13 protein-coding genes are annotated in these 13,509 nt (G+C 64.0%); 7 read left to right on the forward strand and 6 right to left on the reverse strand.

The window, feature by feature from the left end; translation table 11 throughout:
• Positions 1 to 3: 3 nt before the first annotated feature.
• Together AC07VH_RS07330 and AC07VH_RS07335 are read left to right on the forward strand one after the other, a co-directional pair.
• The gene (locus AC07VH_RS07330; RefSeq protein ID WP_494788166.1) at positions 4 to 1,146 is read left to right on the forward strand and encodes a UbiH/UbiF/VisC/COQ6 family ubiquinone biosynthesis hydroxylase; all 1,143 of its coding nucleotides are present in this window, start codon (positions 4 to 6) and stop codon (positions 1,144 to 1,146) included.
• A gap of 115 nt (positions 1,147 to 1,261) precedes the next feature.
• The gene (locus AC07VH_RS07335) at positions 1,262 to 2,203 is read left to right on the forward strand and encodes a GGDEF domain-containing protein (protein WP_475414147.1); all 942 of its coding nucleotides are present in this window, start codon (positions 1,262 to 1,264) and stop codon (positions 2,201 to 2,203) included.
• A gap of 131 nt (positions 2,204 to 2,334) precedes the next feature.
• On the opposite strand, the gene AC07VH_RS07340 is transcribed toward AC07VH_RS07335, so the two are convergent.
• The 3 genes from AC07VH_RS07340 to AC07VH_RS07350 are packed head-to-tail and all read right to left on the reverse strand — an operon-like array spanning position 2,335 to position 5,249.
• Positions 2,335 to 3,789 carry an NAD(P)(+) transhydrogenase (Re/Si-specific) subunit beta gene (locus tag AC07VH_RS07340; protein WP_494788324.1) on the reverse strand — a complete coding sequence of 485 codons (1,455 nt, stop codon included), beginning with the start codon at positions 3,787 to 3,789 and terminating at the stop codon, positions 2,335 to 2,337.
• Between the two features lie 8 nt (positions 3,790 to 3,797).
• The gene (locus AC07VH_RS07345; protein ID WP_034745644.1) at positions 3,798 to 4,112 is read right to left on the reverse strand and encodes an NAD(P) transhydrogenase subunit alpha part 2; all 315 of its coding nucleotides are present in this window, start codon (positions 4,110 to 4,112) and stop codon (positions 3,798 to 3,800) included.
• Positions 4,113 to 4,136: 24 nt separating this feature from the next.
• Positions 4,137 to 5,249 carry a Re/Si-specific NAD(P)(+) transhydrogenase subunit alpha gene (locus AC07VH_RS07350; protein WP_099411321.1) on the reverse strand — a complete coding sequence of 371 codons (1,113 nt, stop codon included), beginning with the start codon at positions 5,247 to 5,249 and terminating at the stop codon, positions 4,137 to 4,139.
• Between the two features lie 411 nt (positions 5,250 to 5,660).
• On the opposite strand from AC07VH_RS07350, the gene AC07VH_RS07355 reads away from it, so the two are divergent.
• A complete protein-coding gene (locus AC07VH_RS07355; RefSeq protein WP_010401817.1) occupies positions 5,661 to 6,140 on the forward strand; it encodes an NUDIX hydrolase in 480 nt (159 codons plus the stop codon).
• A gap of 42 nt (positions 6,141 to 6,182) precedes the next feature.
• On the forward strand, positions 6,183 to 7,304 hold the full coding sequence (gene mnmA / locus AC07VH_RS07360; protein ID WP_494788165.1) for a tRNA 2-thiouridine(34) synthase MnmA: 1,122 nt from the start codon (positions 6,183 to 6,185) through the stop codon (positions 7,302 to 7,304).
• Here the strand turns inward: mnmA and AC07VH_RS07365 are convergent.
• The 3 genes from AC07VH_RS07365 to AC07VH_RS07375 form a co-directional block, all read right to left on the reverse strand.
• Entirely contained in the window at positions 7,301 to 7,708 is a 408-nt protein-coding gene (locus tag AC07VH_RS07365) for a response regulator (protein WP_077409312.1), read from the reverse strand. The genes mnmA and AC07VH_RS07365 overlap by 4 nt on opposite strands.
• 146 nt (positions 7,709 to 7,854) lie before the next feature.
• Complete coding sequence (locus tag AC07VH_RS07370) at positions 7,855 to 8,628, reverse strand: 5'-3' exonuclease (protein ID WP_076571923.1); 774 nt, start codon at positions 8,626 to 8,628, stop codon at positions 7,855 to 7,857.
• A 71-nt stretch (positions 8,629 to 8,699) separates the two neighbouring features.
• On the reverse strand, positions 8,700 to 9,371 hold the full coding sequence (locus tag AC07VH_RS07375; protein ID WP_475414149.1) for a glutathione S-transferase: 672 nt from the start codon (positions 9,369 to 9,371) through the stop codon (positions 8,700 to 8,702).
• Positions 9,372 to 9,546: 175 nt separating this feature from the next.
• Between AC07VH_RS07375 and AC07VH_RS07380 the strand changes: the two genes are divergently transcribed.
• The 3 genes from AC07VH_RS07380 to AC07VH_RS07390 all read left to right on the forward strand — a co-directional run bounded on the left by AC07VH_RS07380 (position 9,547) and on the right by AC07VH_RS07390 (position 13,448).
• Positions 9,547 to 10,599 carry a YjgN family protein gene (locus AC07VH_RS07380; protein WP_475414150.1) on the forward strand — a complete coding sequence of 351 codons (1,053 nt, stop codon included), beginning with the start codon at positions 9,547 to 9,549 and terminating at the stop codon, positions 10,597 to 10,599.
• Between the two features lies 1 nt (position 10,600).
• Complete coding sequence (locus AC07VH_RS07385) at positions 10,601 to 11,614, forward strand: M48 family metallopeptidase (protein WP_494788164.1); 1,014 nt, start codon at positions 10,601 to 10,603, stop codon at positions 11,612 to 11,614.
• A 223-nt stretch (positions 11,615 to 11,837) separates the two neighbouring features.
• Positions 11,838 to 13,448 carry an FMN-binding glutamate synthase family protein gene (locus tag AC07VH_RS07390; RefSeq protein ID WP_494788163.1) on the forward strand — a complete coding sequence of 537 codons (1,611 nt, stop codon included), beginning with the start codon at positions 11,838 to 11,840 and terminating at the stop codon, positions 13,446 to 13,448.
• Positions 13,449 to 13,509 lie beyond the last annotated feature (61 nt).

Raw genomic sequence — 13,509 nt, forward strand, 5'->3', positions numbered from 1 at the left:
CGCATGCATACACCATCCACTTTCGATCTCGCCATCTGCGGCGCCGGCCCCGTCGGCATGGCCCTGGCCGCCCTGCTGGTGCAGCGCGGCAGCCGCGCCGCCGGCATCGCCCTGCTCGACGCCAAATCCCTCGAACAGGCCAGGCGCGACCCGCGCACCATCGCCCTGTCGCACGGCAGCCGCCAGATACTCGAGGACGCGGGCGCCTGGCCCGTGGAGGCGACGCCTATCCACCAGATCCACGTGTCGCGCCGCGGCCAGTTCGGGCGCAGCCTGATGGACCGCAGCGAGCATGGCGTCGAGGCGCTCGGCTACGTGGCGCGTTACGGCGCCGTCGTCAGCGCGCTGGCCGACGTGTGCGAGCGCCTGGGCGTGGCCAGCCTGCGCCCGGCCATGGTGACGGGCAGTGAGGAAGACGCCGACGGCGTGTCTGTGCAGATCGACCAGGCGGGCGCCCCGTCGAGCTTGCGCGCCGGCCTGCTGGTGCAGGCCGAGGGCGGCCTGTTCGGCCAGCAGACGGAACGCGCCGTCAGCCGCGATTATGGCCAAAGCGCCATCATCGCCCATGTGCGCACGAGCGCCCCCATCGCCCACCGCGCGTACGAGCGCTTTACCGATGAGGGTCCGCTGGCCCTGCTGCCGCAGGACGACGGCTACGCGCTGGTGTGGTGCGTGCCGCCCACGCGCGCCGAACAATTGCTGGCCCTGGACGACGCTGCCTTCCTGGCCCGCCTGGGCGCCGCCTTCGGCAGCCGCCTGGGACGCTTTACGCACACGACGGCGCGCCTGGCCTATCCGCTGGGCCTGAACGCGCAGGCGAACGGCACGGCGCGCACGGTCACCATCGGCAACGCGGCACAAACCCTGCACCCGGTGGCGGGACAGGGCTTGAACCTGGGCTTGCGCGACGCCGCCGTGCTGGCCCGCGTGCTGGCGCAGGACAGCAGCCCCGCAGCGCTGGAACGCTACGCCAGCCTGCGCCAGGCCGACAGGGGGCTGACCGTGCGCGTCACCGACACCATGGCGCGCATCTTCACGGGCAGCGCTCCCACGCAAGGCTTGCTGGGCCTGTCGCTGGGCTTGCTGGACGCCTTCCGCCCGGCGCGCAAGAGCCTGGCAGAACTGATGATGTACGGCCGCCGCTGAGCCTTATCAATAAGCAAAGAGCACGGGCGAAAAAGAAACAGGCGGGCGATCCGGCATGGAGTAAACGGCCCGCGGATGCGACAATGGCTGTCACCTGGTTTTTGGCGACCGTTCCATGACAGATGCATTGCCCGCAGCACCGCCTGCAGCTCTTCCCGAAGTGCTTTTTTCCCGCCTGCTGGAAGACGCCCTCGACGCCGTCATCATCATCGATGAACATTGCCGCATCCGCTATATCAATGGCGCCATGCAGGCGCTGTCGGGCTATGCCGGCGGGGAATTGCTGGGCCAGACCCTGAACGGCCTGCTGCCCGACGCCGTCGGCGCGCAGCACGACAACCACGTGATCAACTACATTCGCAGCTCGCGCACGTCCAGCGTGCTGGGCAAGATACGCGAATTCGCCATCCGCCACCGCGACACGCAAATGATCCCCATCGAAATGAAGGCGCTGGACCTGGGCGTGGTCGACGGCATGCGCTATTTCGGCGCCTTTTTGCTTGACGTGCGGGAACGGCGCGAACTGGCGGCAAAGAACGCCAGCCTGCTGGCGCAGCTGGAACAGCAGGCGCTGCACGATGCGCTGACGTCGCTGCCCAACCGGCGCGCCTATGAAGCGCAAGCCGCGCAGGCGATGGCGCGCGCGGCGCGCAGCGGCGCCGCCCTGACCGTGGGCGTGGCCGACCTCGACCATTTCAAGAAGATCAACGACCGCTATGGCCATGCCGTGGGCGACGCCGTGCTGCGCACGGTGGCGCAGGCGCTGCGCGACACGGGACGCATCACCGACGTGGCGGCGCGCCTCGGCGGCGAGGAGTTCGGCCTGCTGTTCCCCGACGCCAGCCTGCGGCAGGCGCACCAGGTGGCCGAACGCATCCGCGCAGCCGTGGCGGCGGCGGTCACCGTGCTGCCCGACGGCGGCTCGCTGCAGGTGACCATCAGCATCGGCGTGGCCTCCCTGACGGCCGGCGCAACCCTGGACGCGGCCATGTCGGATGCCGACAAGGCCCTGTACGCGGCCAAGCACCAGGGACGCAATAAGGTCGTCGCAGCCTGAAGACAAGCGTAGGTCGGATTAGGCGGGGCCGCCGAGGCCGAAGGCCGTAATCCGACAACATTGTTGGCCCCAATACGTCGGATTACGCGGGGCTTTGCCCCGCTAATCCGACCTACGGCAAAAAATACCGCTTATTCGACTGCCTTGAGCATATCCTCGATCACCTTCTTGGCGTCGCCAAACACCATCATCGTGTTCGGCTGGTAGAACAGGTCGTTGTCCAGGCCCGCATAGCCGGACGCCATCGAGCGCTTGTTGACGATGATGCTCTTGGCCTTATAGGCTTCGAGGATCGGCATGCCGGCGATCGGCGATTTCGGGTCCTTCGCCGCCGGGTTGACGACGTCGTTCGCGCCCAGCACCAGCACCACGTCCGTCTGGCCGAATTCGCCGTTGATGTCTTCCATCTCGAAGACCTGGTCGTACGGCACCTCGGCTTCGGCCAGCAGCACGTTCATATGGCCCGGCATGCGCCCCGCCACCGGGTGGATCGCGTACTTGACGGTGATGCCCTTGTGCGTGAGCTTTTCCACCAGTTCTTTCAACGAGTGCTGCGCGCGCGCCACGGCCAGGCCGTAGCCGGGCACGATGATGACGGTTTCCGCATTGCTCATGATGAAGGCGGCATCGTCGGCCGAACCGGATTTGACCGGACGCTGTTCCTGCGCGCCGGCCGCGCCGGCCGCCGGCGCATCGCCGCCGAAGCCGCCCAGGATGACGTTGAAGAACGAGCGGTTCATGGCCTTGCACATGATGTACGACAGGATCGCGCCGGAAGAGCCGACCAATGAGCCGGCGATGATCAGCATCGAGTTATTCAGCGAAAAACCGATGCCGGCCGCGGCCCAGCCCGAGTAACTGTTGAGCATCGACACCACCACCGGCATGTCGGCGCCGCCGATGGGGATGATGATCAGCACGCCCAGCGCGAAGGCGATGAGGGTCATGATGACGAACGGCGTCCAGGCCGGCTCGACGCCATCGGCGAAGCAGAACGCCAGGCCCAGGCCCACCATCACCAGCGCCAGCACCAGATTGAGCATGTGCTGGCCCTTGAAGCTGACGGGCGCGCCCTGGAACAGGCGGAACTTGTATTTGCCCGACAGCTTGCCGAAGGCGATCACGGAACCGGAAAACGTGATGGCGCCGACGAAGGTGCCGATGAACAGTTCGAAGCGGTTACCGATGGGCAGCGCCTCGCCGTGTTTCGCGATATTGAAGGCCCACGGTTCCGACACGGCCGCCACGGCGATGCAGACGGCCGCCAGGCCGATCAGCGAGTGCATGGCCGCCACCAGTTCCGGCATCTTCGTCATTTCCACGGTTTTCGCCAGGTAGGCGCCGATGGCGCCGCCCGTGACAATGCCGATGAGGACGAGGGTCAGGCCCATGCCGCCCGTCTGCTGTTCCTTCAGCTTCAGGATCAGCGCCACGGTGGTGACGGCGGCAATGGCCATGCCGCTCATGCCGAAGGCATTGCCGCGGCGCGCCGTCGATGGCGACGACAGGCCTTTCAGGGCCTGGATGAAGCACACCGAGGCGATCAGGTACATCATCGTCACCAGGTTCATGGTGACGAAGCTCATGGCGTGACTCATTCTTTTGCTCCTTGCTTGGCCTTCGGTTCTTTTTTACGGAACATCTCGAGCATGCGCTGCGTGACGAGGAAGCCGCCGAACACATTGACGGCGGCCAGCGCCACGGCCAGGGTGCCGGCCACTTGCGCCAGCGGGCCATCGGTCAGGCCGGCCGCCAGCATGGCGCCGACGATGATGATGGCGGAAATGGCATTGGTGACGGCCATCAGCGGCGTATGCAGCGCCGGCGTGACGGTCCAGACGACGTGGTAGCCGACATAAATGGCCAGCACGAAGATGATCAGGTTGGTGATGGTGTGACTGATTTCCATGATGTTGTTCTCTCCGGCGCCGCGTTATTTTCTGAGGATGTCATTGCCCGCGCAAACCAGGCTGGCCTTGATGATTTCATCCTCGCGGTCAATCAGCAATTGATCGTCCTTGTCGATGATGAGCTTTAAAAAGTCCAGCACGTTGCGCGCATACAGGGCCGAGGCGTCGGCCGCCACCAGGGTCGCCAGATTCGGCTCGCCCACGATGTAGACGCCGTGCTTGACGACCGTCTTGCCCAGCTCGGACAGCGGGCAGTTGCCGCCCTGCTCCACGGCCAGGTCGACGATGACGGAACCGGGTTTCATGGCTTTCACCGTCTCTTCGGAAATGAGCACGGGCGCGGCGCGGCCGGGAATCAGTGCCGTGGTGATGATGATGTCGGCCAGTTTCGCCCGTTCGTGCACCAGTTCGGCCTGGCGGCGCATCCAGTCGGCCGGCATGGCGCGCGCATAGCCGCCCGAACCCTTGGCGATTTCCTTTTCTTCATCGGTGAGGAAGGGCACGTCGAGGAACTTGGCGCCCAGCGACTCCACCTGCTCCTTGACGGGCGGGCGCACGTCGGACGCCTCGATGACGGCGCCGAGGCGCTTGGCCGTGGCGATCGCCTGCAAACCGGCCACGCCCACGCCCATGATCAGCACGCGGGCCGCCTTGACGGTGCCGGCCGCCGTCATCAGCATGGGCATGAAGCGCTGATAGGTATTCGCCGCCACCAGCACGGCCTTGTAGCCGGCGATGTTCGCCTGCGACGACAGCACGTCCATCGACTGCGCGCGCGTGATGCGCGGCACGGCTTCCAGGGCGAAGGCGGACAGGCCCGCCGTCGCCATGGCAGCGATATTGTCCGCGTCAAACGGGTTCAACATGCCGATCAGCACCGTGCCGCTGGCCATCAGGGCCCGTTCGCCGGCGTCCGGTGCGCGCACCTTGAGCACGATGGCGCAGCCATAGGCTTCCTGGGCGGTACCGATCTGCGCGCCGGCGGCGGCATACGCGTCGTCGGGAATCGAGGCTTGCAGGCCCGCCCCCGACTGCACGACGACTTGATGCTTGGCTGCCAGCTTCTTGACTGTCTCGGGCGTGGCTGCCACCCGGGTTTCACCAGGCCGTGTTTCGGCCGGTATGCCTATCCTCATGATGCCTCCGCTAATTGATAAACTGACTAGAATCTAACACGGAAAGCAGCGCGTTAAACGTTTGTGAAGCAGCAACTTTTAGTCGTACGACACTAATTTCATCCGCATCCATGATTTGTTTCACCATGCGGCGCGGCGCCCATATTGTGGGAAAGGTGTGTCAATCTCACCACAGTCGAGCAAGCGTGCGCGCTTGTTTTGACCACAGGGAAAGCCTATATTAGCGGGCGCTTCCTGCCATCTTGCCAACTAAGCCCCCATGCTAGTGCGCTCCCCGGGAAAGACGTAAGTACCTCCCACCGCTATTTGCTAAAACGTTGTCATTTATCAATATGTCCGCGCAACAAAAGGCCGGCTTCAAACCGCGCGCGCAGAACAAGATAAAATGTCGGCTCTTTCAAGGATGGAATCATGCCGAGAATCTGGAAACCCTCTGTCACCGTGGCCGCCATCGTCGAGCGCGATGGCCTGTTTTTACTGATTGAAGAAGAGACCAGCGAAGGCATCAAGCTCAACCAGCCAGCCGGCCACCTCGACCCGTTCGAGTCGCTGGAACAGGCGGTGATCCGCGAAACGCTGGAAGAAGCGGCCTACGATTTCATCCCCACGGCACTGGTCGGCATGTACATGTCGCGCTACCAGTCACTGCGCACGGGCGAGGACGTGACCTATCTGCGCTTCACCTTTTGCGGCACGGCCGGCGCCGAGCACGACCGACCGCTGGACGAAGGCATCATCCGCACCCTGTGGATGACGCGCGACGAGCTGGCGGCGTGCCAGGAACGCCACCGCAGCCCGCTGGTGCTGCAGTGCGTGGACGAATACCTGGCCGGCCGGCGCGCGCCGCTGGCCCTGCTGCACACGCATGCGTCCGTTTTCAATAGCGCATAGCAATACGCATTGCCATATTATTAAAGTACACTGGAAAGCAAGATGAGCAAGAAGAAAGTCGTGATCGGCATGTCGGGCGGGGTCGATTCCTCGGTCGCGGCATGGATGCTGAAGGAACAAGGCTATGAAGTCATCGGCCTGTTCATGAAAAACTGGGAAGATGACGACGATTCGGAATACTGCTCCACGCGCCAGGACTGGATCGACGCGGCCAGCGTGGCCGACGTCATCGGCGTCGATATCGAAGCCGTCAATTTCGCCTCCGAATACAAGGACCGCGTGTTCGCCGATTTCCTGCGCGAGTACCAGGCCGGCCGCACGCCGAACCCGGACGTGCTGTGCAACGCCGAAATCAAGTTCAAGGCCTTCCTCGACCACGCCATGACCCTGGGCGCCGACCTGATCGCCACCGGCCACTACGCGCGCGTGCGCCAGGCGCCGACGGACGCGGGCCGCTATGAACTGCTCAAGGCCGTCGACGCCAGCAAGGACCAAAGCTACTTCCTGCACCGCCTGAACCAGGCGCAGTTGTCCAAGACCTTGTTCCCGCTCGGTGAAATCCCGAAGACGCAAGTGCGCCAGATCGCCGAGAAGCTGGCCTTGCCGAACGCGCAAAAGAAGGATTCGACGGGCATCTGTTTTATTGGCGAACGTCCGTTCCGCGAATTCCTGAACCGCTACCTGTCGTACAAGCCGGGACCGATGAAGACGGCCGACGGCAAGACCGTGGGCGAACACGTGGGACTGAGTTTCTATACGCTGGGTCAGCGCAAGGGCATCGGCATCGGCGGCGTGAAGTCGTACCAGAACGCGGACGGCAGCAGCGACGCCTGGTATGTGGCGCGCAAGGATATCGCCAACAACACCCTGTGGGTGGTGCAGGGCCACGACCACCCGTGGCTGCTGTCGCCGGCCTTGAGCGCCGACCAGGCCAGCTGGGTCGCCGGCACGGCGCCGCAGGCGGGCGCCTTGAGCGCCAAGACGCGCTACCGCCAGGCCGACGTGGCTTGCCAGCTGCTGCCGGAGGGGAATGAACACTTCGGCCTGGCCTTCGACCAGGCGCAATGGGCCGTCACGCCGGGCCAGTCGGCCGTGCTGTACGACGGCGACGTGTGCCTCGGCGGCGGCATCATCGCCGGCGCGACGGGCCTGGCCGGCGTCTAGGAATTGCCTTGCGCAGCGGCGGCCAAGGCCTGCTGCTTGCGCACCATGGCGATCACCGTATTGCGCACGGTTTTCAGGACCGTGTCGGCCATGAACGGTTTCACGATGAAGCCCGACACGCCCATGGCGTGGGCCGCCTGCAGCGAGGCGGCGTCGATGCCGCCCGAGACCATGAAAATGAGCGTCTTCGGATACTGGGCGCGGATGGTCTGCACCACATTCGTCCCGTCTTCCACCTGCTCGCGCGCGATGCAGACGAAATGCGGATGGTGCTTGACCAGCAACGCCAGCCCCAGCGCGCTGGTATGCGTCTGCCCGCAGACATCGTAGCCGCCATCGGTCAGGACCGTGTTCAGCAGGCCGCGCGCCACGGCGCTGCTGTCGATCAGGACAGTCTTTAACATCATGATTACATCCCTTGCTTGATTTTCTATTGCGAGTTCCACTCAGAGAGCGCCCATCAAAATGCTCAGGGCTAGGCGCGTTGCCGAAGGCAGTACGAATGTACGACGAGGCAAGGCAACAACGCCATGAGCTTTTTTTGGGCGCTCTACTTTTCCCACGCCAGCTTGTTCCAGGTGACGCCCAACGTCACGTCGGTCTTGAGTTCGACCAACTTTCTTGAAAGATACAGTATTTCCCGCTCTTTTCGCAGGCTTTCGCCCAGCGCGCCGGGCAAAATCCCCGCGCCGGCCATCACGGCGTCGATATTGCCGTAGGCACGCAACAGTTTCGCGCCCGTCTTCAGGCCGATCTTCGACACGCCGGGAATGCTGTCGGTGACATCGCCCATCAGCGCCAGCAGGTCGGGCAGCAGTTCCGGCGGCACGCCGAACTTTTTCTCGACCCAGGCGCGGTCGTGCCAGATGCCCTTGAAATGGTCCCATACCAGCGCGCCGTGGGCGATCAGGCCATGCAAATCCTTGTCGGTGGTGGCGATGACGGCCGCGCCGCGCCCCTCGTGCAGCCAGCGCATGACGGCCGTGCCGATCACGTCGTCGGCCTCGACCTCGGGAATGCTGACCACGTGCATGCCGAAGCTGGCCAGGGTGGCGTAAAAGCCGGGCAAGGCGTCGCGCAGCACTTGCGGCATGGGCTGGCGCCCCTCGCGGTAGCCGGCATACAGGGCGTGGCGCCAGGTCGGGCCGCCGAAATCGAAGGCGGGCAGGATGTGCGTCGGTTCGTGGTCGTTGATCAGCGTGCGGAACGACGACAGCGCATGGCGCAGCGCGATCTCCGCCTTCAGGTCGGAATCGGGTTCAGGACTGGCTTCGTAGACGCGGCGTACGATATTCAAGCCGTCGATAGCGAGGAGTCTGGCCATGCGGTAAGTGGATACTGGTTGAATCGGGCATTTTACCGTATGGCGCCCCGCGCATAGCCCGTCAACGCCGCTTACTTTGCGAAATCGTACGGTCCGCCTTTTTCCAGCGCACGCTGGTAGGCAGGCCGCGCGTGGATGCGCTGCAGGAAGGCCGTCAGCTTCGGCAGGCGCTCGTCGAGTCCGCCGCGCATGGCCGCCGCTTCCAGCGGAAAGCTCATCTGGATGTCGGCCGCCGTGAATTCATTGCCGGCAAACCATTTGCTTTTCTCCAGTTCCGCTTCCATGTAGGCCAGCTGGCTGTTGATATTGGGCAGGATGAAGCTGCTCTTGACCTTGCCGGCGATGCCGCGCGCGACCGGTTTGACGAAAAACGGCATCGGCGACGATTCGACCTTGTCGAACACCAGCTTCATCAGCAGGGGCGGCATGGCCGAGCCTTCCGCGAAATGCAGCCAGTAGGTCCAGCGCAGCTTCTCGGGCGTGCCCGCCGCCGGTATCAAACGGCCATTGCCGTAGCGCTCGACCAGGTAATCGATGATGGCGCCCGATTCGGCGATGGTGTTGGCGCCGTCCGTGATCACGGGCGACTTGCCCAGCGGATGCACAGCCTTCAGCGAGGCGGGTGCCAGCATGGTTTTCGGGTCGCGCTGATAGCGCTTGACCTCGTAGTCGAGGCCCAGCTCCTCGAGCAGCCAGAGCACGCGCTGCGAGCGCGAATTGTTCAGATGGTGGACGACGATCATGGCGATTTCCGTTGGCAATGGTTGAGTCCCAGTATAGCCGGGCGCTGCGCACAGGGCGCGCGCCGCTCCGATTCGGTCATTCAGACGAAATATATTACGCCTGAACAATATTTTTATTGACAACTTCTTGACAATCATGCATCTTAATTCTTTTTCAATTGCAAGGATTCCTGGCGTGGATATCGACACCAACAACCCGAACACCCAGCGCGAAGGCATTACCTTCAGCGCCACCGGCAGCGAATACTTCCGTATCTGGATCGTCAACCTGCTGCTGAGCATCGTCACCCTGGGCATTTATTCCGCCTGGGCCAAGGTGCGCCGCAACCGCTATTTCTATTCCAGCACCCACCTCGCTGGCAGCAGCTTCGAATACCACGGCAATGCCGTCGCCATCCTGAAGGGCCGCATCGCGGCCGTGGTATTGATCGGCGGCTACAACATCGCCTTCCAGGTCTCGCCCATCGTCGGCCTGATCATGCTCGTGCTGATGATGGCCGTGCTGCCATGGCTGGTCTGGAAAAGCCTGCAGTTCAAGCTCTACAACACCAGCTACCGCGGCATCCGCTTCGGCTTTGACGGCAGCGCCAGGGAAGCCTACAAATACTTCCTGTGGCTGCCGATCCTGAACACCTTCACGGCTGGCCTGATGACGCCGTTCCTGCACCAGCGCCTGAAGCGCTTCCAGCACACGCAGAGCCGCTTCGGCAGCAGCAATTTCAGCTTCGACGCCACGGTGGGCAGCTTCTACAAGACCTATTTGCTGTTCTTCGCCCTGCTGCTGGCCGGATTCCTGGTCCTGATCTTTGTCGTCTTCGCCAGCGTCTTCGCCACCTTTGCCACCGATGCCAATGATGTCACCAAGGCCGGCAGCATCTTCGGCGCCGTGGCCGCCCTGTATGCGTGGGCCTTTATCGTGCTGCCGCTGTTCCTGACCATGATCCAGAACCTGATCTGGAACCACACGCGCCTGCAGCAGCACCAGTTCCAGTCGCAGCTGACCTGGGGCCGCACCACCTTCGTCATGCTGACCAACCTGCTCGGTATCGTCGTCACCCTGGGCCTGTTTTCGCCGTTCGCCCAGGTGCGCTGGCTGAAGTACCGCCTGGAAGCGACATCGATGCTGGTGCATGGCAGCCTGGACGCCTTCGTCGCCGCCACCGGCGAGCAGGTCTCTGCCACGGGCGAAGGCATGGTCGACCTGCTGGACTTCGACCTGTCGCTGTAGCATGACGCTCGATCACCAAGCGCCGGGCGCGGCCCCCGTGCCCGCGCGCTATTTCGACGGCCAGACCTCGCGCCTGTACCACGTCACGCTCAGCGTGCACGATGGGATGGCCGTGCTGGCCGGCGACATCGCGCGCAGCTGCCCGCTGGGCGAGCTGCACGTGTCCGAACGCAGCAGCCACGCCGTGCGCAAGGTCAGCTTTCCCGACGGCGCCTACCTGGAGATCGCCGACCAGGCGGCCTTCAACAGCCTGCTGCACGACACGGGCCACCGCGACGGCTGGGTGGTGCGGCTGCAGCAAAGCTGGCGCGGCGCCCTGCTGGCCACGGTCGCCACCGTGCTGGCCCTGTGGCTCAGCTATCAGTACCTGCTGCCCGTGGTGGCGAAGGGGGTCGCGTATGCGATTCCCCAGTCCGTCGAGCGCCAGCTGGGCCAGGGCGTGCTCGATTTCCTCGACGGCCACGTGTTTGAGGCAAGCAAGCTCGATGGCAAGCGCCAGCAAGCCTTGCGCGCCCGGTTCGCGCGCCTGGCCACGCCCGGCGACAGCACGCCCGAACACCGCATCGTTTTCCGCAAGAGCAAGATCGGTCCGAACGCGTTCGCCCTGCCGTCGGGCGACATCGTGCTGACCGATGAAATGGTGGAACTGATGCCGGACGACGACGCCATCATGGGCGTGCTGGCGCATGAACTGGGCCATTTGCAGCAGCGCCACCTGACGCGCCGCCTGATCCAGACCTCGGCCGTGGGCGCCGGCGCGGCGCTGCTGTTCGGCGACGTCTCGACCGTGGTGGCGACCTTGCCGCCGCTGCTGCTGGACCTGAAATACTCGCGCGACGTGGAGCGCGAGGCGGACGACTACGCGATCGCCATGCTGCGCCAGAACGCTATTCCACTGGAACACCTGGCGCAGGTGTTTGTCGCCCTGGGCAAGCTGGACGAAGGCACGCCGTATCTGTCGAGCCATCCGGCCAGCACCGAACGGGTCGAGCGCATCCGCGCCGCACAACGGTGAACACCTGACCAAACCTACTGCGCGTCGCGCTTTGCGGCCGGCGATGCTCACCGTACTAAAGTACGGTTGCGCTTCTCGGCCACAAATCACTGCCGCTCGCTACGGTTTTGTCAGGTGTCGCATGCGTGGATAGCATCGCTCCAACCGCACACTTTCCCATTCAGCAAGATCCACAAATCACCGGTACACTCAGCAATATCAGTCTGACTTCCCCGGAGTGCCCATGCACCTAGTACCATTTCGCTACCTGACCTTCATTGCGACGGCAGCCATCTTTGTCCTGTCCCTGTTCTACTACGACCATTACTGGCTGCCCGTGCTGGCCGGTGCCCTGACCCTGGTCGGCATCAGCGACCTGCTGCAAACCAAGCGCGCCCTGCGCCGCAACTATCCCATCCTTGCGCATTTCCGCTTCTTTTTTGAGAGCATCCGCCCCGAAATCCGCCAGTATTTCCTGGAAAGCGACAGCGAGGCGACGCCGTTTTCGCGCAGCCAGCGCAGCATCGTCTACCAGCGCGCCAAGGAGCAGACGGACAAGCGCCCGTTCGGCACCCAGCTCGACGTGTATGAGGCGGGCTATGAATGGATCAACCACTCGATCGCCCCCGCCAAGGTCACGGGCCACGACTTCCGCATCGAGATCGGCAACCATCCGGACTGCCCGCGCGCCAAGCCGTATTCGGCCAGCGTCTTCAATATCTCGGCGATGAGCTTTGGCGCCCTGTCCGCCAACGCCATCCTGGCCCTGAACGGCGGCGCGCGCAGCGGCGGCTTTATGCACGACACGGGCGAAGGCAGCATCAGCCCCTACCACCGCGAAAACGGCGGCGACTTGGTGTGGGAAATCGGCTCCGGCTACTTCGGCTGCCGCAATCAGGACGGCACGTTTTCGGAAGAGCGCTTCATCGCCAACGCCAGCTCGGAGCAGGTCAAGATGATCGAGCTGAAAATGTCGCAGGGCGCCAAGCCGGGACATGGCGGCGTGCTGCCCGGCCCGAAAGTAACCATCGAGATCGCCACCACGCGCGGCGTGATGGTGGGCGAGGATTGCGTCTCGCCGGCGGCGCACAGCGCCTTTTCCACGCCGCTGGAAATGCTGCAGTTTATCGACCGCCTGCGCACGCTCTCGGGCGGCAAGCCGACGGGCTTCAAGCTGGCCATCGGCCATCCATGGGAATTTTTCGCCATCGTGAAAGCCATGCTGGAAACGGGCATCACGCCCGACTTCATCGTCGTCGACGGCAGCGAAGGGGGCACCGGTGCGGCGCCCCTGGAATTTACGGACCACGTGGGCACGCCCCTGCAGGAAGCGCTGGTGCTCGTGCATAACACCCTGGTGGGCGCCAACCTGCGAGACAGGATCAAGATCGGCTGCTCGGGCAAGATCATCACGGCCTTCGACATCGCCCGCCTGCTGGCGCTGGGCGCCGACTGGTGCAATTCGGCGCGCGGCTTCATGTTCGCGCTGGGCTGCATCCAGTCGCAAAGCTGCCACACTGACCGCTGCCCCACGGGCGTGGCCACGCAAGACCCGCAGCGCCAGCGCGCGCTGGTGGTATCCGACAAAATCGCCCGCGTGGCGCACTTCCACCAGAACACCATGAAGGCGCTGGCCGAGCTGATCGCCGCCGCCGGCCTGGCGCATCCGCAGGAACTGCGTCCGCACCACCTGGTGCGGCGCATCTCGCCGAACCAGGTGAAACTGGCGTCGGCCCTGCTGCCCTTCCTGGAAGCGGGCCAGCTGCTCGACCCGAGCCAGCTGCCGCAGTTGCCGCCCGTGTTCGGCCTGTACTGGCCCAAGGCGCAATCGGCCTCGTTCCAGCGCCTCGATTGATGGGGTGCTTGCGCAAGTGCATTAATACCACTTAATAACCACTTGCGCAAAAACCCAAATC

This window comes from Janthinobacterium sp. GW821-FHT03C10 (assembly GCF_059420865.1).

What these genes read in the sequence shown, in the direction of transcription:
- AC07VH_RS07330 (WP_494788166.1), top strand. Translation starts at nt 4, where the DNA reads ATGCATACACCATCCACTTTCGATCTCGCCATCTGCGGCGCCGGCCCC.
- AC07VH_RS07335 (WP_475414147.1), top strand. Translation starts at nt 1,262, where the DNA reads ATGACAGATGCATTGCCCGCAGCACCGCCTGCAGCTCTTCCCGAAGTG.
- mnmA (WP_494788165.1), top strand. Translation starts at nt 6,183, where the DNA reads ATGAGCAAGAAGAAAGTCGTGATCGGCATGTCGGGCGGGGTCGATTCC.
- AC07VH_RS07375 (WP_475414149.1), bottom strand. Translation starts at nt 9,371, where the DNA reads ATGATCGTCGTCCACCATCTGAACAATTCGCGCTCGCAGCGCGTGCTC.
- AC07VH_RS07355 (WP_010401817.1), top strand. Translation starts at nt 5,661, where the DNA reads ATGCCGAGAATCTGGAAACCCTCTGTCACCGTGGCCGCCATCGTCGAG.
- AC07VH_RS07365 (WP_077409312.1), bottom strand. Translation starts at nt 7,708, where the DNA reads ATGTTAAAGACTGTCCTGATCGACAGCAGCGCCGTGGCGCGCGGCCTG.
- AC07VH_RS07345 (WP_034745644.1), bottom strand. Translation starts at nt 4,112, where the DNA reads ATGGAAATCAGTCACACCATCACCAACCTGATCATCTTCGTGCTGGCC.
- AC07VH_RS07350 (WP_099411321.1), bottom strand. Translation starts at nt 5,249, where the DNA reads ATGAGGATAGGCATACCGGCCGAAACACGGCCTGGTGAAACCCGGGTG.
- AC07VH_RS07390 (WP_494788163.1), top strand. Translation starts at nt 11,838, where the DNA reads ATGCACCTAGTACCATTTCGCTACCTGACCTTCATTGCGACGGCAGCC.
- AC07VH_RS07340 (WP_494788324.1), bottom strand. Translation starts at nt 3,789, where the DNA reads ATGAGCTTCGTCACCATGAACCTGGTGACGATGATGTACCTGATCGCC.
- AC07VH_RS07370 (WP_076571923.1), bottom strand. Translation starts at nt 8,628, where the DNA reads ATGGCCAGACTCCTCGCTATCGACGGCTTGAATATCGTACGCCGCGTC.
- AC07VH_RS07385 (WP_494788164.1), top strand. Translation starts at nt 10,601, where the DNA reads ATGACGCTCGATCACCAAGCGCCGGGCGCGGCCCCCGTGCCCGCGCGC.